Below are 19,717 nucleotides of genomic sequence, written 5' to 3'. Positions count from 1 at the left end.
GGGAAGAAGGTATCGATAACGGCGATAGCGCGGAAGATGGCAAAATTATTGTATTTAATAATGAAAAATAAGGGGATGGAATATAAACAACTGCCTGCCCGTGTCTTACAAGCGGGCTAGAGCAAACATGTAAAACAAGGGATTACAGGGACGGGGAGCGGTCAAGTGTGGAAGAAAATCTAAAAAGTTTTACTTTTCCGCTTGACAAAAAACATAGGAGTTCGAGGCTCTGTTTTTCAGGTATCGTCATAAAGGCGTCGGAGAGACGGAGCGTCGTATTTTCAGGATAATCTTCTTCTCCGTTGTAGAATACATAGAACTCCGGCGTCGGGATTTTTTTCAGGCGCCTGAGATAGCGGTCGCGAGGGTTTTGGATGCGCTCGTAGAGGCGTGCTGCGTACTGCAAAAATCTCAGCGGCATATTGACGTTTATCGTAGATTGGTGTTCGACCAATACGATGATTTTACCGTCGACGAGGCAGGCGACATCGTTGCGAAATGCCATGTAGATCACCTGTTCGAGCCGGAGCGGTTCGAGCTTGGTCGATGTATCGAGTTCTGTCCTATGCAATGCGTTGTAGAGAGCGAGAAAATTCGCTTTTGAATTTTTATCTTCGCCGAAGAAGTCGACGAAAACGGAATCTTTATATCGACGATTATGTTTTGCCATAAAACCTCCGGTATATAATATCGCGGAAATGTTGCGCTTTCGGAGTTTTTTGAAATAATTTCGGAAGATATCCGGGCAACCGCCGTTTGCAGAGTTCCCGTGTATTTTTTATAAAAAACTGCGCAGCTTGTTACTTTATCGGCGATATATAGGGCAGCGGCTTAGCGCACCATCTCAATTACCGAAGGTTTAAATTGAACGTCTGAAATAGCGCCGTTCAATTTAACTTCGAGTTTCGGACGAAACCGAAACATCGCTTATTAACTGTGCGCTCTCGCGCACGAATTGCCCAGCTCCTAAATCCGAAGATTTACTCGCTGTGCAATTTTAAGGAAGGTTTAAATTGAACGTCTGAAATTGCGCCGTTCAATTTAACTTCGAGTTTCGGACGAAACCGAAACATCGCTTATTAACTGTGCGCTCTCACGCACGGCTAAAAACTTTTTCGGATGTCGAAACATCGTGCAAAAATTTTATCTGGTATGCAGCTGAGCCTTGAAGCGATAGCAAAAGCGACAGGCATTTCGGAAGCGGAAATCAAAACACTGTGAACCTATTAATTTTACAACTTCAGTTCCGGAAGCCGCGCGCACGCTTCGTTTACGGCTTCGTGATGACCGAAAGAGCTGAAACGCAAAAAACCTTCGCCCGCTTCTCCGAACCCCGAACCGGGAGTCGTCACGACGCGGCATTCGTCGAGAATTTTATCGAAGATGTCCCAACTCGTGTATTTCGGAAAATACACCCAAAGATAGGGCGAGTTTCCGGTGCTATAAACACGCACTCCCGCTTTTGCAAAATTGTCGCCGGAAAGCGCTTCCCCGATCGCACGGACATTTTCAAGATAATAATCGATCGTCTTTTTCATTTCGGCAAGGCCTTCGGGATCGAGGGCTGCAAGTCCGCCTCTCTGCGCGATATTCGACGCGCCGTTGAAAAGCGTAGTCATAACACGCGACCAATCTTTGATGACGGGAGTACCGTCGGCATATAAAAGCGTTTTCGGTACGACCGACCAGCCGAGCCGGACACCGGTAAATCCCGCGGGCTTCGAATAGGAATTGATTTCGATCGCACAGGTACGAGCGCCGCTTATTTCAAAAATCGATTTCGGAAGTCCGGGCGTACGGATAAACTCCGCGTACGCCGCATCGAATACGATGATACAGCCGTGAGCGTTTGCAAAATCGACGAGGCGGCCGAGCTCTTCTCTCGTGGACGCATATCCCGTCGGATTGTTCGGCGAACAAAAATAGATGATGCTGTTGTCGCGTACTTTCGTTAAATCGGGAAAGAAATTATTTTCGGGCGTACACGGAAGATAGCTTATACCTTCGTATGCGCCGTTATGTGCCGCGCCCGCCGCACCGATGAGTACCGATCCGTCGACATACACGGGATATGCGGGATCCTGCACGGCGACGCGCACTCCGCATCCGAACAAAAGCTGTATGCGCGCAATATCACATTTTGCACCGTCGGATACGAACACTTCGTCGGCTTCCGCAATGCCTTCATAAAAGGTTTCGGCGATTTTTTTGCGGAGTTCGAAAAGCCCCTGTTCGTCGCCGTAACCCGAATAGCCTTCGGGAGTTGCAAGGGCACGCGCATAGTCCGACATCGCGTTTGAAATATGCCCTTCGAGCGGTTCCGTCGTATTGCCGATGCTCAAACTGATGAGCTTCGCATCGGGGTGAGAAGCCGCGTAAGTTTTACTCCGGCGCGCAACTTCGGGAAAGAGATAGCCCGCGGTGAGATTGGCAAAACATCGGTTTCGTTCTATCATAAACGCATTTTAGCGAATCGCGCAAAACAGTGCAACAAAATCACACACACGCCCCCGGCCAAGCCACGGAAATCAATTTTTACCTAAGAGGTCGGATGTCGAGTTTTTTGAAAAGCGAATACCATTACAGTTTTTTGATTTCCGCTTCCGAGAGACCGGTCATAAGGCGAATTTCAGAAAGCGGATATTTGCGTTCAGCCATCAGCTTTGCCGTTTCTCGCTTTGCTTGATACGATCCTGCAGCGATACCGTCGCGTCGACCTTTGCGTATTCCTGCAACAACGCCCCGCTCAAAACCGATCTTTTCACCTGCCATGCGTAAGTCATCTTCCCGTATATTCAACGACATATACCAGCTCCTGAACTTTTCGTTCCGTTTCGCTTTTTCGACAAGCGCATCAATCCGCTGCGTAAAACCGCTCGTCGCCCGCCTCTCGCAAAGATACTCCAACAAAGCGCTCAATTCAGGCTCATCTTCTTTACCGTAGGCATCCACATTATAAAACACCTTAGCGCTTTTGTCATCAAGAAAAAGAGTGCCGTCGGCGGTACAGATATTGCGGAATTCGTAGACAGGCAAGCCCTTGCCGAAGGGATCCTGCGTACAGATAAAGATGACATAACTCTCTTTCAGTTCGGCATAACTCTGTCCCTGCAAGAGGTTATCGACATCCATAAGGCTTTGGTAATAGCGCGTACGTTTGGGAAGAGAGGGCGGAAGTGACGTTTGTATTTCGATATCGAAGATGCGATCGGGGTCGGAGACATAGACGTCGAGGCGTATGCCCTTGCTTTCGTAAAACGGAGTGATCGTTTTTTGCAGCGAGGGATATTCTATTTTACCGACTTTGATGTGCAAAAGACGCTCGATGATGCCTTTGCAGATCATTTTGTTTTTCATAATCGTGCCGAACATAAAGTCATCGGTAAAGGAAAGTTCTTCGACGGGTTTATGGGTGTATTCCATGGGGATATCCTCAGTTGTTGAGATAGTGCGGCAAGGAAAGCCGTTGACCTATATATCGTTTACAAAGTGATAAATTACGCGGTTTTTTATAAAAATAAACGGGAACATCGTTTCCTGCGCGGGGAACTTCGCTCAATGTACGGTACGGTGGTATCGCGTCTCCGTATGAAATGGAAAACTCAATACCGCCTCATTACCGAAACTTGTACACTATATAGTAGACAAGTTAAATTACTAATTCATAGAAAACATCATTCGGGCATTAATAACCGATGCTCAAATGAATCTGGACGATGCGCGCGAAAGAAGTTATACTCATTGCCATGACCAAGATACCGATGAGAAACGCCGTCGCAGAACTCGACGGAGACGAAATGACGCGCGTGTTATGGCAGCTCGTCAAAGACAAATTGCTTTCCCCTTACGTCGATCTCAAAACCGAATACTACGATTTAAGTTTAACAAAACGCGATGAAACCGACGATAAAATAACCTACAATGCGGCTGAAGCGATAAAAAAACTCGGCGTCGGCGTCAAATGCGCGACGATTACGTCGAACGCGGCGCGCATGGAAGAATACAAACTCTCGCACCTCACGCCGAGTCCGAACGGCATCATCCGCGCGGAACTCGACGGCACCGTGTTCCGCACACCCATATTCGTAAACAATATCAATCCGTCCGTTTCGTGCTGGAAAAAACCGATCGCGCTCGGACGACACGCATACGGCGACGTATACAAAAATTGTGAAATCCGCACGCCCGGAGCGGGAAAAGCCGAACTCGTATTTACGGGAACGGACGGCAAAGAGATCCGCAAAACAATCATGGACATGAAAAGCGCCGGCATCATCCAAGGTATCCACAACCTCGACGCGTCCATCGAAAACTTCGCCCGCTGCTGTTTTACCTACGCGCTCGACAAAAACGTACCCGTGTGGTTCGGCGCAAAAGACACGATTTCGAAAACCTACGACGGCACGTTCAAAGAAATCTTTCAGCGCATATTCGATGCCGAATACAAAACGCGCTTCGAAAAAGCCGGTATCACCTATTTTTACACGCTCATCGACGACGCCGTCGCTCGCATTATGAAAAGCGAAGGCGGCATGCTGTGGGCGTGCAAAAATTACGACGGAGACGTCATGAGCGATATGATCGCATCCGCGTGCGGCAGCCTCGCAATGATGACAAGCGTACTCGTCAGCCCCTCAGGCGCATTCGAATACGAAGCTTCTCACGGCACGGTGCAAAAACACTACTACCGCTACTTAAAAGGCGAAAAGACGTCGACTAATCCCGTCGCGCTCATCTTCGCATGGACGGGCGCGCTCGCAAAACGCGGCGAACTCGACGGCACCGAAGCGCTTAGCGATTTTGCACGACGCCTCGAAAGGGCAACGCTTTCGACGATCGAAGAAGGAGAGATGACCGGCGACATAGCGCGCCTCGCCTCCCCCGCACCTAAGCGCGTGCTCAACTCATGGGAATTTATCGACGCGATCCGAAACCGGCTTTAGTACCGCTCATAATTAATTATTAATTTTTTTCGGCCAATAGAAGATTGCGTAAAATTTTCCATTTCGGACTGTTTTATATTCTGCGCTTCTCTTAACTGCGCAAGCCGTATTATCATAATATCCTGTTCGGCTTTCTTTCGAGTCCTTTTAACCGATGCGCAAGACATATTTTCTTCCATCTTTTTAACAGCATTTTTCATTAATAACATCCGTCCGAGCCGTCATATCGCCGATCCGCTTGCGGCAAAATATATATGCAAATATTTCAAGCGGCCCCAAAAGCCAAAACAGATTTCTGATCAGCCTTTGTTTCGACGAAGCGCGCTCTTTTGTGTGTACATCGATTATTTTCAACTTTAAAATTTTTTTCCCGATACTGCCGCCTTCGGGTAAATCCCGCAAAACCAAATACAGTATGCCGATATAACTTGAGCCTAAGACTCTCACTGTCATTTGCGTGCCTGTAAGAGATTGCCCTTGCAGCAGCGGCATCATAACCGATATGCAAAACGGTATTTCGTATATGATCGCGGTAATTATAAAATCGATGCAAAACGCGCCGATTCTTTTTGTGTTCATTTTTTTGCTCCTCGATTGTTATGTATGTAAATTACAAATTCATCCTGACATTGGTTCGAGCCGCGCAGTCTCAAAAGTGTTTCCCGCTCAACTCAATGCAACGTCAAGCACCATCATCAGCGCGAAGCCGACGGCAAAGCCGATCGTACAGACATCGGTTTTATCATCCCGCGTCGCTTCGGGGATAAGCTCTTCGATGACGACGTAAATCATGGCACCTGCGGCGAACGAAAGAAAATACGGCAAAGCGCTCACAACTATCTCGGTTAATAAAATCGTAATCAAGGCGGCAACGGGTTCGACGGCTCCGGAGAGCATGCCGTACCAAAAGGATTTCGCCTTACTGTTGCCTTCCGTTCTCAGCGGCATCGAAATGATCGCGCCTTCGGGAAAGTTTTGAATCGCGATGCCGAGCGAAAGCGCAAAGGCTGCTGCAACGGAAACGTTTGCAGAACCGCTCGTCATACCGGCGAATACGACGCCGACGGCCATGCCTTCGGGAATATTGTGCAGCGTTACCGCAAACACGAGCATGAGCGTGCGGCTCAAGCGCGATTTCGGCCCTTCGGGAGCGGATGCGTCGATGTGCAGGTGCGGTGTTATCCTATCGAGCGAAAAAAGAAAGGCAATGCCGAATAAAAAGCCGACGAGCGCCGGTATAAACGATAAGCGCTTCGCCGTATCGGCCATCTCCATGGACGGGATGAGGAGCGACCATACGGACGCCGCGATCATAACGCCTGCGGCAAAGCCCATAAGCGCGCGCCGCAGGCCGTCGTGCATTTCGCGTTTCATAAAAAACACGCACGCGGCTCCGAGCGTCGTTCCGGCAAACGGGATCATCAATCCCCAAAAAACGGTCGTCATAGTTCTAAAGATACCGAAGATGAATAGTATATGCAAGAAAAGTAAAAAAAATATATACCCGTACTATAAGAATACCGATGCAGGAAAATATTTTACATAAAAATATCTATAATGAAATCAAAATCGATCTTACTACACTATTTCTAATATGAATTTTCTGATAAATTTCGAAAAAAATCATTGACAGATTGAAAAAGTGGATTTACAATTTTATCGAAAACGTTTTTGGTAACGTTTTCGGAGTTATTTATGGTTTCGATCAGGGATGTGGCAAAACATGCCGGTGTTTCGGTTTCTACTGTCTCGCGCTGTCTGCACAATTATTACGATGTAAAAAAGCAAACAAAAGAGAAGGTAATGCAGGTTATCGACGAACTTAGATACGTACCGAATTTTGCTGCGCAATCTATGACACAGGAACGTACCTATATGGTAGGCCTTACTATCCCCGATATTATGGATTCGTATTTTGCGGAAAACGCAGCAGGAGCGGAGGATACCCTCCTATCTTACGGGTATCACGTTATGTATGGTAGCCTTGCACGCTCAAAAAGACGATTGCTCGATTTCCTGCGTCAGGCAAAGCAATTTCGTCTTGACGGTCTTATCATCACACCCGATTCATGGGATGAAGAAACGGTCGCCGCTTTAAAGGATATAGATATTCCTATCGTCGCATTGCGTCGTCGTCCGCCCAAGACACTTTCTATTCCGTATGTCGATACCGATCACTACAGCGGTGCGCGTAAAATGGTTTCGTACCTCATTAAGCACGGACATCGGAATATAAGTCATATCGCTTTTCCCACTGTTATCGGAGAAGAAAGGCTCAAAGGATACTGCGACGAAATGCGGATACACGGTCTCAAAGCGCAATGGATAATGAGCAATGCATTGGGAAGAATGAAACAATCAATTGAGAGCGGTGTAGTTGCGATGCAGGAATTGTTGCGCAAAAATACGGAAACGACGGCAGTATTTGCTTCTAACGATTTGCTTGCCGTCGGCGCAGTCGAATATGTAAAAAGTATCGGTAAAAGTATTCCCCATGACATTTCAATTTGCGGCATAGATAATTTGGAATTGACATCTCTGCCGTCGTATAATCTGACAACCATGGCGTTACAGAGAAAAAGCATGGGTGAGGCTATTGCAAAAATGCTCTTCTCTATGATGGATAAAGATTCCCAAGAAAAGCCCGAATCGCTGTTATTCGATTCGGAGATCATAGAACGTTCAAGTGTAAAATTCCTTGGATAGGCGCTGCGATAAAACTCGGTATAAAATACCGTTTTTAATAGGAGGTCTTATGAAAAAGCTTCTGATTGGTGTTGTAGCGACAGCAGTATTGGTATCATCCGTATTTAGCGGCGGCTCGCAAGATGGCGGTGCTTCGCGCTCAAAAATGCTGTCCGTTTATACGGCACTTGTTGAGAGCGATGCGCAGGAGGTATTCACCCTTTTTGAAAAAGATACGGGAATCAAGGTGAAATATGTACGAATGGGTGCCGGAGAATGCCTGACTCGGCTCAAGGCGGAGGCGAATAATCCTCAGGTTTCCGTATGGCTCGGCGGCGCAACGGATTCTTTTAACAATGCATCGGCAGCCGGTATTTTATACCCCTATACATCAAAAAATATTAAAAACGTTGATTCTATCTGGGTCGATCCGAAGGGTATGTTTACACCGACATCCATTATCGTAACATGTTTTTTTGTCAATATCGATTGGCTGAAAAAAAATAAATTGCAAATGCCGAAAAGTTGGGCCGATTTGTTAAAACCGGAATATAAAGATAACATTTCGATGGCACATCCGGCAACGAGCGGAGCGGCGTATACGATCCTTTCGACGATTATTCAATTGATGGGCGAAGATAAGGGATTCGATTATCTTTCAAAGCTTGATAAAAATATTTTGCAGTACACAAAAGCCGGTGCCGCCCCCATGCGTATGGTCGGAATCGGTGAAACAGGTATTGCAATCGGTTATGATGCCGACGGGAAATATGTGAAAGCGCAAGGATATCCGATGGAATTATCATATCCTGCGGAAGGTACAGGTTTCGAGGTTGCGCAAGCAGGTATTATTAAAGGCGGTCCCGCTGACGAACTTGAAAACGCAAAAGAATTTATTGACTGGTTGCTTGATGAAAATTGTCAAAAGTTATTTCAGTCAGTCTATAGGCTGCCGGTTAATAAAAACGTAAAACTTGCAAAAGACATGATTCCTGTAATTAACATAAAAACTATTAACTATGATTCGGATTGGTCAGGTGCACATAGGGCGGATCTTATTTCGCGCTTCGAAAAGCAAATACGCTCTAAGGCGGCTGTAAAATAAAAGATATTTTAAATATCGATGTCTAAAATTATGCCGTTTCTTTTTTAACAAATTCGTTGAGGAGAACTTATGAAAAAGTATTTTATAATAATTTCGATATTCATATCGTTCGTATTGCCGATATCTGCAGCCGGCGAAAAAGATTTTCAGTCAAAGGAATTGTCTGCATATACGGCATTTGTTGAAAGCGAAGCGCAGGAAATTTTTAGCCTTTTTGAAAAAGATACGGGGATTAAGGTAAAATATGTTCGTATGAGTGCAGGGGAATGTCTGACTCGACTCAAGGCGGAAGCGAATAATCCCCAGGTTTCCGTATGGCTCGGCGGCGCAACGGATTCGCACAATAATGCCGCGGCTGCAGGTATTTTATATCCCTATGTATCGAAAAATATCAATACCGTCGACTCGAAATGGGTTGATTCCAAAGGATTTTCAACACCGACATCGCTTGTCGTAACATGTTTTTTCTCAAATTCCGACTGGCTGAAAAAAAATAATATCAAAGCTCCGCAGAGTTGGGCTGATTTATTAAAACCGGAATACGGCAACAATATTACGATGGCACATCCGGCAACGAGCGGAGCGGCGTATACGATCCTTTCGACGATTATTCAATTGATGGGTGAAGATAAGGGATTCGATTATCTTTCAAAGCTTGATAAAAATATTTTGCAATATACAAAAGCCGGTGCCGCTCCCATGCGTATGGTCGGACTCGGCGAAACGGGTGTTGCCATCGGTTATGATCTCGACGGGAAATATATACAGGCGCAGGGCTATCCGATGACGATTTCATATCCGGCAGAAGGTACGGGTTATGAAGTTGCCTGTACGGCGATTATCAAAAACGGTCCTGCAGGTGAGCTCGAGAATGCGAAATTGTTTATGGACTGGATCCTTGATGAAAATTGTCAAAAATTATTTACCGATCAATTTTTCCGTATTCCGATGAATAAAAATATACGGCTCGCGGAAGGTATGGTTCCGATCGGCAATATTAAAACTATCAATTACGATTCCGAATGGTCGGGTGCCCATCGCAATGCTTTAATTGCTCGTTTCGAAAATCAGGTTCGATCTAAACTAAACGTATTGCAAAATAAATAACAAATCGATATGCAAAGACGGAATTATCGTCTTTGCATGGTTCTCCTTCCGTATGCGAGGTGCGTTGTGAATATACAAAATCGTTTGGAAAAAAAGCGTGAATTTCTATTATTGTTAAAGCAGCCCGGTTTGTTTTTAACAATAATCCTTACCTTAACGATTCTGATTATTTTTTGCATACTTCCGATTATCAAAGTCTTCATTGCAATTTTTCGTAACGACTTAGGGCAATTCGACGCTTCTTTGGCATTTGAAGCAATAAAAAGCAAATATTTTATTACATCGCTTTTAAATAGCTTGCAGCTTGCTTTGCTTGTTGCTTTCGCTTCGACGCTTGTGGGATATGTTTTTGCATTCGGTATAACAAGAACGGAGATGAAAGGGCGGAAGTTCTTTAACGTCATCGCCATGCTTCCTATTCTTTCTCCCCCGTTTGTTATTTCGCTTGCTATGATTCTTTTGTTCGGCAGAAGCGGCGTTATCTCCCACGGTATAATGAAAATTGAAAATGCGAATGTATACGGATTTCACTCGTTATGGATTGTCCAAACGCTTGCATTGTTTCCATTGGCATATCTCAATATTAAAGGTGTTTTGGAAACGATCGATCCGTCCGTTGAAAATGCAGCGCGATCGCTTGGAGCAAGGCAGTGGCAAGTGTTTTCAAAGGTGACATTCCCGCTTTCACTCCCGGGAATATTCAGCGCGCTGCTTATCGTATTTGCGAAATCGCTTAGCGATTTCGGTAATCCGCAGGTTCTCGCAGGTGATTTTTCAACGCTTTCCGTCCAAGCGTACACTCAGATAACCGGTATGTATGATCTGCGTACCGGAGCGTTTATCGCTATGTCGATTTTACTGCCGAGTCTCATCGCGTTTTTTATTCAAAAATATTGGACAGCAAAAAAATCATTCGTAACGATAACCGGAAAACCTGTCGGCGGATTTCATAAAATTGCCGATAAATCGATTATTTATCCCCTTTATATTTTTTGTTTTTTTATAATGCTCGTGATAATTTTATTTTACGGAACGGTTATATGGGTTTCGTTTGTTAAGACATGGGGAGTGAATATGAATCTTTCGCTCGATAATTTTAATTTTATTTTTAAACGCGGACAAAAAGCAATGCGAGATACGATTATATTATCTTTGATTGCAACCCCGATTACTGCTGTTTTCGGTCTCATTGTCGCATTTTTGCTTGTACGGAAAAAATTTATCGGAAAAAAACTCATGTCGGTAGCGAGCATTATTCCGTTCGGTATTCCGGGAATTGTATTGGGGATCGGTTATATTCTCGCATTTAATCAGCGACCCATATTATTGACAGGTACGGCAATTATAATTATCGCCGCTCTCATGTTTCGCAATCTTTCCATAGGAGTGGAAGCCGGTACCAATAGTTTAAATCAAGTCGATCCGGCTATAGAAGAGGCGGCGACGATTCTCGGAGCGAATAATTTTACGGTCTTCAGAAAAATATCGCTTCCATTGATGAAAAATGCATTATACGGAGGTTTGCTCAATGCATTTGTGCGATCGATGACAAGCGTAAGCGCGGTTATATTTCTCGTGTCGATTAACTGGAATTTATTAACCGTTTCGATTATGAGTGAAATCGAATCGTCGCGACTGGGGGTGGCGTCCGCATATTGTGTCGTATTGATGGTACTTGTCGTCCTGGTCATTATTCTGCTCAATACGGTATTCGATGCACGAAGACAGTTTTCCGCAAAGAAAATAAAGAGGTGAGGTATAAATTATGAAAACGAAGGCGGTCGGCGTTCAAATAAAAAATTTAACAAAAGTATTTCCTGCTTATGGAGATGAAAAAGAATTTTTGGCAGTCAATGATGTAAATCTCGATATAAAACCCGGCACGATGGTAACCTTACTCGGTCCGTCAGGGTGCGGAAAAACCACGCTGCTTCGTATGATTGCGGGTTTTGAAATACAATCCGAGGGCGAAATTCGTATTGACGGAGAAGAAGTTTCAAAGATCCCGCCTCACAGGCGTAATATAGGAATGATGTTTCAAAGTTATGCGCTTTTTCCTCATTTATCCGTTTTTGAAAATATTGCATTCGGATTGCGTTTAAAAAAAATGCCGACGGAAGAAATCGCTTATAAAGTACATGAAGTGACGAAACTTATGCAGATTGAAGAATACCTTGATAGAATGCCGAGCCAGCTTTCAGGAGGACAGCAACAACGCGTTGCACTGTCGCGTGCAGTTGTCACCGAACCGTCAGTGCTTTTGTTCGATGAACCGCTTTCGAATCTTGATGCAAAACTTCGTGAGTATATGCGCGATGAATTACGTAATATACAACAGAGGGTCGGCATTACAAGTATTTATGTTACGCATGATCAATCGGAAGCGATGGCGATCAGCGATGAAGTTGTTATCATGAAAAGCGGATGTATCCAGCAGGTTGGGACGGCGCGTGAGGTATATACATCTCCTGTTTCCACTTTCGTGGCAAATTTTATGGGCACGGCAAATTTTATTCCTTGTACGATTATTGATAAAAACGAAAACACTGTTAGTGTAAATATTCTGCAACAAATTATAAATATTCCGGCTTCTGCTGTTAAATTTTCCCATATAGATGTATTGATGGCTCGTCCGGAATATTTTTCATTTGATCCAAACGGTCTTTTTTGCGCCACGATTGTAGAAAAAACATATTACGGACAAATGGTTCAATATAAACTTGACTTTGGCGGTACAATTGCTATTATGAATGACGATAATTACTTAAAAACGTCGGAGTATGATATCGGCGATGAAGTAAGATTAGCAATCGATACCGATCATGCAAGTTATTTACCCGACACGAGAACGGAGGAATAATGTAATGAATGATTTCCGTATATATCAACAATTTGCGGAATCGATTGCAAGGCAAGCAGGAAAAATGATAAAAATTTCCTGTGTTGAACATCACGATATTCAGTTCAAATCAAAATATGATTTTGTTACGGATGTAGATGAGCGGTCGCAAAAAATTATTCAAACGGCAATTAATAAAGAATATCCCGAACATCAATTTTTCGGAGAGGAAAGCGCCGATGCAAACGATGTCGATTTGGATAAAACGGCGAAAGATTTTATATGGATCGTAGATCCTATTGACGGTACGACAAACTTTATTCGACAAATGCCGTTTTTTTCGGTATCTATCGCTATGGCGTATAAACATGAACTTGTTGTCGGTGTCGTATACAATCCCATGACGGATGAGATGTTTTCTGCAAGCAAAGGAACGGGTGCTTTTGTTAATGGCCGTGTCGTACATGTATCGGACGTTGATAATCTCGACAGCACCATTGTATCGTTATCGATGCCGGCGGCGGCCGTTGAACAAAGGCCGTATGTATGTTCCTGTATTGAGGGTGCTTCAAAATCTTGTTTAAGCATACGAATTTTAAACAGTGCGGCCATATGTATGGCACATGTCGCTGCAGGTCGTATGGAAGCACACTACGAAGAAGGTATTCACATTTGGGATTTGGCGGCAGGCGCCGTGCTTATTAAAGAAGCCGGCGGTGAAATTTCCGATGCAAAAGGAAATCCGATCACATTGAATACGACATCGGTTTTTGCGTCAAATAAAAAGATACGTCCGTTTGTTAGTACTATTTTCTGTTGACAAAAAATCAAGCTTCGCATACCATATTATCGATAATAAGTTAGCATTATATAACTTTTCGGTAAATCGGTCACTGTAACGATTTTCGATTTTTACAGACTTTACTCTGCTGTATTTGCGATTACGGACAATAACTATGACGGTAAACAAAATCAATGTGTATTTCGAAAAAATCGGGCGCTTTCAAATAAAGCATCGGACGGCATTTTTAATCGCAATCGCCCTTATCACGCTTGCGGGCTTTGCCGGCTTGCCGAGGTTTAAATCGGAAGACGACGAAGATCAGTGGATTACCAATTCCAAAGAGCAAAAAGCCGCAAACGACAGATTTAAAGAACTGTTCGGAAACACCGACGTCGTCGCCGTACTCGTCGAAGCCGACGACGTGTTCGCTCCTGAAGTGCTTTCTGCGATCGACCGACTCGGCAAGCGCCTCGAAGCGGAAGTGCCGTTCGCGGATGAAGTTACGTCGCTCATGCGTTTGACCGTTTCGCAAGGCACGGAAGAAGGTATCGAAGTCAGCAATCCATTTAAAGACGGCATCCCCGGCGGCGGTAAAGCGCTTTCGCAGATGACGGAAAAAGAACGCGCGGAACTCGCCGAAAAAAAAGCGTTTATCATGAGCCGCGAATCGCTCGTCAACAATATCGTATCCGACGACGCGAAAGAGACGTGGGTGGTCCTTTCGTTGACGCCTTACGACGACGATTATGCGGATATGTACAAAGTCGGCGACGCTGCGATCCCGATCGTCGAATCGGACGAATTTAAAAGCGACGCTTACACGTTCAAAGGAAGCGGCGTCGGCTACATCGAAACGGAAGAAAGCCGCGCGGTAAGGCACGATATGAAATGGCGCATTATCACGGGCTTTATCGTCATGCTCGTCTGTTTGATCTTGTTCATCCGTTCGGTGAGGGGCGTGCTCGTTCCGATCTTTGCGACCGTCGGCGGCATCGGTACGGTATTCGGCTTTTCCGGCTGGTTCGGCATCATTGCCGGAGAAAATCTTTTGACGCTGCCGATACTGCTCGGCATGGCGCTTTCCGTCGGTTATGCGATTCACTATATCAACGGATTCAATTACGAATTCCGCAGCTGCGGCAGCCGCAAAGCCGCCGCGATCGCCGCGGTGAAAACGACCGGCTGGCCGATTTTATTTACCGTCATCACGACGATGGCATCCTTTATTTCGTTTTTTACCGCCGGTATCGGAGCCCTGCGTTGGCTCGGCGGTACCTGTTCCGCGCTCGTCTTTATTATCTATCTGTACGTCATCGTGCTGCTTCCGGTTTTGTACAGCTACGGAAAGGACTCCCCCGCGGCGGCAAAATCGCCTTCACAAAAAGCGTTACGGCGGGAAGCGCGCATAAAAGCGTTTCACGAAAAAGTCGATGCCGTATACGGACGCTTCGGCGAACAAGTGCTCCGACACCGACTGCCGATCCTCATCGTCGGAGGGGCGATCACAGCGGCATCCGTTTTCTATATGTTCCGCATTGAAGTGAATATGGACTACGTCGGCATGATGGGTAAAAAAGTTCCGTATGTCGAACGCATGATTTCCATTATGAATTCGAAACTCGGCAACCAATATTCGTACGAAGTGATGATCGAACTTCCCGAAGCCGACGCATTTAAAGAGCCCGAAAATATGCAGGCGCTTGACGATTTGGGAGCCGCCCTCGGCAAACTGAGGCTCACGAAGATATCGGGTACGAAACCGCGCGTCACATCCGTAACCGACATCGTAAAAGAGATGAACCGCACGCTGAACGGCGACGATCCTGCGTTTTATACGATTCCGAAAGAACGGGATTTTTTAGCGCAGCTGTTATTCCTGTACGAATTATCCGGCGGCGAAAATCTTTCCGTGTGGATGAACGACGACTGTAATACCGCATACGTACACGTCGAATTGAAAGAATACGATGCGAACGCGATCGATTTGGATATCACCGATGCGCGTTCTCTCGGTTCCCGTTATTTCCCCGGCGCGAAAGTTTTCTGCATCGGCGAAATCGTCGGCTTTGCAACGATGAATCATACGCTCGTTACCGGCGAATTGAAATCGCTCGGCGGTTCGTTTATAATAATTTTACTCCTTTTGATAATCGTGTTTTCGAGCATCCATACGGGATTTATCGGCATGATCCCGAACGCCGCCCCGGTACTGCTCGTCGGCGGGCTCATGGGCTTTTTCGGATATCCGCTCGATATGCTCACGATGACGATTATGCCGATGATACTCGGCATTGCGGTCGACGATACGATCCACTTTACGAATCACGTCAAACTTGAATACGAGGCGACGGGCGATTATCACAGAGCGGTCGTCGATTCTTTTGTCAAAATCGGCCGATCGATGATTGCGACGACGGTTATCCTGTGCGCGATGTTTTCGATGTATATGTTCAGTTCGATAAATATGCTGTTCCGCATCGGATTGCTGAGCGTCGTCGGACTCGGTGCAGCTCTTATCGCCGATTATACGCTGACGCCGGTGCTGCTGTTTTCGGCAAAGTCGTTCGGAAAAGAATCGGATGCAAAAGAAAACAATGCGCCGAAACACATTAGTTAATAATCGAACGATACGATAAACGATATTGATTTTGGAGGATACTATGAAAAGGATCGAAAAATTATTAAAAAGAGCTGCCGTATTTTTTGCAGTCGGTGCCTGCGCGTTTGCGGCCGCTGCACAGGATTTGAGCGGCTACGATATTATGAAGCGCGCGAGGGACGCGGACAGCGGCAAAACGAGTACGTATACCGCAACAATGACGCTCGTCAATAAAACCGGCAATCAGCGAGTGCGCGAAATCGTGTATTATACGAAAGATTACGGCGATAACGATAAAACGGTTATCGTTTTCCGTACGCCGAAAGACGTCGCCGGTGTCGGCTATTTGATGTGGGAATACGATGAAAAAGCCGACGGTACTAAAAAAGATTCCGACAATTGGCTGTATATGCCCGCGATGAAAAAAGTGCGCCGCATATCCGGCAGCGAAAGCGGCGGCGATTTTATGGGAACGGATTTTACCTACGACGATATGGGCGACAGAGCGCTTTCGAAAGATACGTTTACCGTGCTCGCTTCCGAAACCGTCGACGGCTTCGACTGCTGGAAAATCGAATGCGCTGCAAAAGATAAAACGGAAAAAAATCCCCGCCGCATCGTATGGATCCGCAAAGATAATTTTAAATTATTAAAAAGCGAATACTACGACCGGCAAAACGCACTGCAGCGCAAACTCGAATGCACAAACATTGAAAAAATCGACGGTATATGGACGATCGGAAAAATGACGATGAAAAATGTCAGAACCGATCATTCGACCGTCATCGAAATGAAAGACGTGCACTACAACATACCGATAAACGATTCCGTCTTTACCGTTGCATCCCTTGAACGCGGAGCGATAAAATGAAATTATTAATTTTAAAAATGTTGCAGGCTGTGCGGCGGTATCGTACCGCTGTGTTCGGGGCGGTCTGCGTTCTTTCCGCCTCCTTCGCGTTTTCGCAGGACATTACATTTTCGGGAAGCGCTAAAACCGCAGTCGGCGTTTTTATCCGCGGCGATAATGCGGGCGATTTTTCACCCGCAAAAGAAACGGTGAGCGGAGAGATCGACGCGCGCTTTGCGGATTGTGCGGTCTTTATCGCGGGCAACGCGTATTTCAATGCGCTCGCTGCAGATTCCGGCGGAAGCTTTTCGGTTACCGACGGACTCGGCGCGGAACTGCAGGAAGCGTATTTTTCGTGGACGTCGAACGAGTTCGGAAACGGTTTGACGGCGGGCTTAAAAATCGGACGGCAGATAACGGCGTGGGGAAAAGCGGACGGCATACGCATTGCGGATATCCTCTGCCCGCAAAATCTCGCATCTCTGGGTACGTCGAACTACAGCGAAAGCAGGCTCGGCATCGACGCGATAAAGGGCACGCTTTCGGGAACGTATTTTTCCGCCGATGCGTATTGGATCCCGTTTTTCAGACCCTCTGCGCTTCCGTTCGAATCGTGGAATCCGCTTCGAAAAGCGCTCATTCCGAGTTCCGTTGGTGCCGTACCGGTCGTACTCGGCGATATTTCAAAGCCGGATCTGAACATCGCAAATTCGAGCTATGCCGCGCGCGTAAGTTTTTGGTTTCCGGCGATCGACTTTTCACTGTATGGATACTACGGCTTTGACGATTCGCCGAATCTATCGTACGTACCCGTTACGGGTTCGCCGCCTAAAATTACCGTGACGGGAAAGTATTATCGGTACGGCATGGCAGGCTTCGACTTGGCCGTTCCCGCGGGAGCTTTCGTAATCAGAGCGGAAAGCGCGTTTTTTATAGCGCGCGCGCTTCAGCTCGGACAAACTTCGCTCGGCGGCTGCAAACGAAAAAACGAACTGAGAGCCCTTGCGGGATTCGACTGGAATAAAAACGGCTGGATGCTTACCGCGCAGTATTACGGGGACGTCGTATTCGCTTATGTCGACTCGCTTGCGCGCGACGCGTATGAGCACGGGGCTACGGCAAACCTTTCGAAGACGCTTTTTTCCGAAACACTCACGCTTTCGTGTACCGGCCTTGTACGCTTAAACGATTTGGACGGCTTTGCCGGTCTTAAAGCAAAGTACAGCCTCACCGACGAAATTTCGCTTGCGCTTGCGTTCGACGGCTATTTTCCCGGTCCGAAAAGCGACGGCACTTACGGAAAGTATAAAGATTTGAGCTGCGTACGATTCGAGGGAACGGTCAGATTTTAATAATTTTTATTAATTTTGCAACGGGACGCCGACGGTGCCTCGCATATTCAGAAGCCGGTGTCTGATCCGAACGGGATTCGATCATCGGCTTCTGTTTTTTTATTCGTGCGGGTATCAGTTTGCAGCTTGGGCGATAACTTCCACTTCGACGAGTACGTCTTTCGGAAGCTGCACGACAGCGACGCACGAGCGCGCGGGCTTACCGGTAAAATATTTTGCATACACTTCGTTGAACGCCGCAAAGTCGTCCATCGTTTTCAAAAAGCACAGCGTTTTGACCGCTTTCGTAAAATCGCTTCCCGCCGCTTCGAGCACCGCTTTGAGATTTTTCATAACCTGTTCCGCCTGTTCGGTTATCGTTTTGCCTGTAACGGCGCCCGTCTCGGGATCGATGGGGATTTGACCGGACGTGTACACGAAGCCGTTTGCAACGATCGCCTGTGAATAGGGGCCTATCGCCGCCGGCGCATTTTTCGTATTGATTACTTTCATAACATTGCCTCACTGCATATAAGATTTTATGGTTTCAGTATAGTGCTGAAAAATATTCGGGTCAAGGAAAGTAAATCCCGACACGAGGAGCTTCGAAATCGCTGCGGAGAAAATGCAGACGAATGAATCTTTCGAAAGGATGCGGCGCGCATACACAAAATAAACGATACGTCCTACCACGCGACGGAAAACGAAACGGGTTTCTTACTCGTAAGCAGTTCCGCAAGCGGGAGCTCGACCGTTTTGGACGCTTTTTTTCCGTCGTTCGGTGCGAAGAGCGAAATCTTTATTTTCGAGCGCTTGAGTTCGTCGGCGAGCGCTTGACCGTAGACGGAAGCGATCAAATCGACATATTCGTTTTGCGACATAGGTTCGCCGAGAAAAAGAGGTGCCATGCATAAATCGATATAGGACTGCATCGTGTCGGGCAGAAGTTTGTATAATTTTGCACAGGATTCGGGAGAGAACGCGAGAGACAAAGTATTGCCCGATCTCGAAAGACAGGTCGACTGCGACACGGGATCGTCCCCTCCCTTCGGCAAACGGAGCCTTATACCGAGCGACGTGTCCGCAGGAGAAGCGATGCGCACATCGTTGACGCCGGCCGCCCGAAACTGCGCCGTCATCTCATCCGCATCGAAAAGACGCGAATTCCCGCCGCCCGAAAGCGCTTGCATCATTTCGACAAATGCCGAACCGAATGCCGCATCGTATGTTATGTCGACGCTGCCGTCGCTGTTTGCGCGCAGTTCGACGGAAGACGTACAGGACACAAACAAAAGCGGCAAAAAAAGAAGCGCCGCAAACATCGATTTGAAAAGCAAAGAATACGCCGCGTCCGTTTCGAAGTACGGCGTTTTCACGGACAGATTTTTTTTCATCGCATAATCCCTCATGTAGAAAACAAACCGGGCGGGGTAAAGGTTATACGACTTTCAGGAAGCCGTACATACAAAGCCTA

The 19,717-nt window shown here is 46.4% G+C and carries 17 protein-coding genes and 1 pseudogene; 10 read left to right on the top strand and 8 right to left on the bottom strand.

What is annotated here, in order from left to right:
* Window positions 1–214: 214 nt before the first annotated feature.
* The 3 genes and pseudogenes from JSQ97_RS06175 to JSQ97_RS06165 all read right to left on the bottom strand — a co-directional run.
* A pseudogene (locus JSQ97_RS06175) lies at window positions 215–670 on the bottom strand (Rpn family recombination-promoting nuclease/putative transposase); the annotation flags it as partial.
* Window positions 671–1,232: 562 nt separating this feature from the next.
* Window positions 1,233–2,456 carry an LL-diaminopimelate aminotransferase gene (locus JSQ97_RS06170; RefSeq protein WP_205075257.1) on the bottom strand — a complete coding sequence of 408 codons (1,224 nt, stop codon included), beginning with the start codon at window positions 2,454–2,456 and terminating at the stop codon, window positions 1,233–1,235.
* A 124-nt stretch (window positions 2,457–2,580) separates the two neighbouring features.
* Window positions 2,581–3,423 (bottom strand): Rpn family recombination-promoting nuclease/putative transposase, encoded by an 843-nt coding sequence (locus JSQ97_RS06165; protein WP_205075256.1) that lies wholly within the window; start codon window positions 3,421–3,423, stop codon window positions 2,581–2,583.
* 323 nt (window positions 3,424–3,746) lie between these two features.
* Here JSQ97_RS06165 and JSQ97_RS06160 point away from each other — a divergent pair, with 323 nt between their 5' ends.
* Window positions 3,747–4,943: an NADP-dependent isocitrate dehydrogenase gene (locus JSQ97_RS06160; RefSeq protein WP_205075255.1), complete on the top strand. Its 1,197-nt coding sequence runs from the start codon at window positions 3,747–3,749 to the stop codon at window positions 4,941–4,943.
* Here JSQ97_RS06160 and JSQ97_RS06155 read toward each other — a convergent pair.
* The 3 genes from JSQ97_RS06155 to JSQ97_RS06145 all read right to left on the bottom strand — a co-directional run bounded on the left by JSQ97_RS06155 (window position 4,940) and on the right by JSQ97_RS06145 (window position 6,389).
* Entirely contained in the window at window positions 4,940–5,143 is a 204-nt protein-coding gene (locus JSQ97_RS06155) for a hypothetical protein (protein WP_205075254.1), read from the bottom strand. The genes JSQ97_RS06160 and JSQ97_RS06155 overlap by 4 nt on opposite strands.
* Window positions 5,127–5,522 (bottom strand): RDD family protein, encoded by a 396-nt coding sequence (locus JSQ97_RS06150; RefSeq protein WP_187385143.1) that lies wholly within the window; start codon window positions 5,520–5,522, stop codon window positions 5,127–5,129. Before JSQ97_RS06150 ends, JSQ97_RS06155 begins: the two co-directional genes overlap by 17 nt.
* Window positions 5,523–5,609: 87 nt before the next feature.
* Window positions 5,610–6,389 carry a ZIP family metal transporter gene (locus JSQ97_RS06145; protein ID WP_205075253.1) on the bottom strand — a complete coding sequence of 260 codons (780 nt, stop codon included), beginning with the start codon at window positions 6,387–6,389 and terminating at the stop codon, window positions 5,610–5,612.
* Window positions 6,390–6,638: 249 nt separating this feature from the next.
* On the opposite strand from JSQ97_RS06145, the gene JSQ97_RS06140 reads away from it, so the two are divergent.
* From JSQ97_RS06140 to JSQ97_RS06100, 9 genes are all read left to right on the top strand, one after another.
* Window positions 6,639–7,649 (top strand): LacI family DNA-binding transcriptional regulator, encoded by a 1,011-nt coding sequence (locus tag JSQ97_RS06140; RefSeq protein WP_205075252.1) that lies wholly within the window; start codon window positions 6,639–6,641, stop codon window positions 7,647–7,649.
* A 49-nt stretch (window positions 7,650–7,698) separates the two neighbouring features.
* Window positions 7,699–8,733 (top strand): ABC transporter substrate-binding protein, encoded by a 1,035-nt coding sequence (locus JSQ97_RS06135; RefSeq protein ID WP_205075251.1) that lies wholly within the window; start codon window positions 7,699–7,701, stop codon window positions 8,731–8,733.
* Between the two features lie 69 nt (window positions 8,734–8,802).
* Window positions 8,803–9,840 carry an ABC transporter substrate-binding protein gene (locus JSQ97_RS06130; RefSeq protein ID WP_205075250.1) on the top strand — a complete coding sequence of 346 codons (1,038 nt, stop codon included), beginning with the start codon at window positions 8,803–8,805 and terminating at the stop codon, window positions 9,838–9,840.
* Window positions 9,841–9,849: 9 nt separating this feature from the next.
* On the top strand, window positions 9,850–11,595 hold the full coding sequence (locus JSQ97_RS06125; protein WP_370590040.1) for an ABC transporter permease: 1,746 nt from the start codon (window positions 9,850–9,852) through the stop codon (window positions 11,593–11,595).
* Between the two features lie 10 nt (window positions 11,596–11,605).
* Window positions 11,606–12,700: an ABC transporter ATP-binding protein gene (locus JSQ97_RS06120; protein WP_205075248.1), complete on the top strand. Its 1,095-nt coding sequence runs from the start codon at window positions 11,606–11,608 to the stop codon at window positions 12,698–12,700.
* 4 nt (window positions 12,701–12,704) lie between these two features.
* Window positions 12,705–13,499, top strand: a complete 795-nt coding sequence (locus tag JSQ97_RS06115) for an inositol monophosphatase family protein (RefSeq protein ID WP_205075247.1) — start codon at window positions 12,705–12,707, stop codon at window positions 13,497–13,499.
* A gap of 136 nt (window positions 13,500–13,635) precedes the next feature.
* On the top strand, window positions 13,636–16,080 hold the full coding sequence (locus JSQ97_RS06110; RefSeq protein WP_205075246.1) for an efflux RND transporter permease subunit: 2,445 nt from the start codon (window positions 13,636–13,638) through the stop codon (window positions 16,078–16,080).
* A gap of 43 nt (window positions 16,081–16,123) precedes the next feature.
* Window positions 16,124–16,933 carry an outer membrane lipoprotein-sorting protein gene (locus JSQ97_RS06105; protein WP_205075245.1) on the top strand — a complete coding sequence of 270 codons (810 nt, stop codon included), beginning with the start codon at window positions 16,124–16,126 and terminating at the stop codon, window positions 16,931–16,933.
* Window positions 16,930–18,264, top strand: coding sequence for a DUF1302 family protein (locus tag JSQ97_RS06100; RefSeq protein ID WP_205075244.1), 1,335 nt, complete (start codon window positions 16,930–16,932; stop codon window positions 18,262–18,264). The genes JSQ97_RS06105 and JSQ97_RS06100 overlap by 4 nt, the downstream gene beginning before the upstream one ends.
* A gap of 114 nt (window positions 18,265–18,378) precedes the next feature.
* Here the strand turns inward: JSQ97_RS06100 and JSQ97_RS06095 are convergent, their stop codons facing one another.
* Together JSQ97_RS06095 and JSQ97_RS06090 are read right to left on the bottom strand one after the other, a co-directional pair.
* Window positions 18,379–18,756 carry a RidA family protein gene (locus JSQ97_RS06095; RefSeq protein WP_205075243.1) on the bottom strand — a complete coding sequence of 126 codons (378 nt, stop codon included), beginning with the start codon at window positions 18,754–18,756 and terminating at the stop codon, window positions 18,379–18,381.
* Window positions 18,757–18,929: 173 nt separating this feature from the next.
* Window positions 18,930–19,637: a hypothetical protein gene (locus JSQ97_RS06090; RefSeq protein WP_205075242.1), complete on the bottom strand. Its 708-nt coding sequence runs from the start codon at window positions 19,635–19,637 to the stop codon at window positions 18,930–18,932.
* Window positions 19,638–19,717: the final 80 nt, after the last annotated feature.

Source organism: Treponema sp. Marseille-Q4523 (assembly GCF_016901105.1).
Lineage (GTDB): Bacteria > Spirochaetota > Spirochaetia > Treponematales > Treponemataceae > Treponema_D.
The sequence above is the reverse complement of the archived record's forward strand: the minus strand, read 5'-3'. Positions and strand labels throughout refer to the sequence as shown.

What these genes read in the sequence shown, in the direction of transcription:
- JSQ97_RS06170 (WP_205075257.1), bottom strand. Translation starts at nt 2,456, where the DNA reads ATGATAGAACGAAACCGATGTTTTGCCAATCTCACCGCGGGCTATCTC.
- JSQ97_RS06165 (WP_205075256.1), bottom strand. Translation starts at nt 3,423, where the DNA reads ATGGAATACACCCATAAACCCGTCGAAGAACTTTCCTTTACCGATGAC.
- JSQ97_RS06160 (WP_205075255.1), top strand. Translation starts at nt 3,747, where the DNA reads ATGACCAAGATACCGATGAGAAACGCCGTCGCAGAACTCGACGGAGAC.
- JSQ97_RS06155 (WP_205075254.1), bottom strand. Translation starts at nt 5,143, where the DNA reads ATGAAAAATGCTGTTAAAAAGATGGAAGAAAATATGTCTTGCGCATCG.
- JSQ97_RS06150 (WP_187385143.1), bottom strand. Translation starts at nt 5,522, where the DNA reads ATGAACACAAAAAGAATCGGCGCGTTTTGCATCGATTTTATAATTACC.
- JSQ97_RS06145 (WP_205075253.1), bottom strand. Translation starts at nt 6,389, where the DNA reads ATGACGACCGTTTTTTGGGGATTGATGATCCCGTTTGCCGGAACGACG.
- JSQ97_RS06140 (WP_205075252.1), top strand. Translation starts at nt 6,639, where the DNA reads ATGGTTTCGATCAGGGATGTGGCAAAACATGCCGGTGTTTCGGTTTCT.
- JSQ97_RS06135 (WP_205075251.1), top strand. Translation starts at nt 7,699, where the DNA reads ATGAAAAAGCTTCTGATTGGTGTTGTAGCGACAGCAGTATTGGTATCA.
- JSQ97_RS06130 (WP_205075250.1), top strand. Translation starts at nt 8,803, where the DNA reads ATGAAAAAGTATTTTATAATAATTTCGATATTCATATCGTTCGTATTG.
- JSQ97_RS06125 (WP_370590040.1), top strand. Translation starts at nt 9,850, where the DNA reads ATGCAAAGACGGAATTATCGTCTTTGCATGGTTCTCCTTCCGTATGCG.
- JSQ97_RS06120 (WP_205075248.1), top strand. Translation starts at nt 11,606, where the DNA reads ATGAAAACGAAGGCGGTCGGCGTTCAAATAAAAAATTTAACAAAAGTA.
- JSQ97_RS06115 (WP_205075247.1), top strand. Translation starts at nt 12,705, where the DNA reads ATGAATGATTTCCGTATATATCAACAATTTGCGGAATCGATTGCAAGG.
- JSQ97_RS06110 (WP_205075246.1), top strand. Translation starts at nt 13,636, where the DNA reads ATGACGGTAAACAAAATCAATGTGTATTTCGAAAAAATCGGGCGCTTT.
- JSQ97_RS06105 (WP_205075245.1), top strand. Translation starts at nt 16,124, where the DNA reads ATGAAAAGGATCGAAAAATTATTAAAAAGAGCTGCCGTATTTTTTGCA.
- JSQ97_RS06100 (WP_205075244.1), top strand. Translation starts at nt 16,930, where the DNA reads ATGAAATTATTAATTTTAAAAATGTTGCAGGCTGTGCGGCGGTATCGT.
- JSQ97_RS06095 (WP_205075243.1), bottom strand. Translation starts at nt 18,756, where the DNA reads ATGAAAGTAATCAATACGAAAAATGCGCCGGCGGCGATAGGCCCCTAT.
- JSQ97_RS06090 (WP_205075242.1), bottom strand. Translation starts at nt 19,637, where the DNA reads ATGAAAAAAAATCTGTCCGTGAAAACGCCGTACTTCGAAACGGACGCG.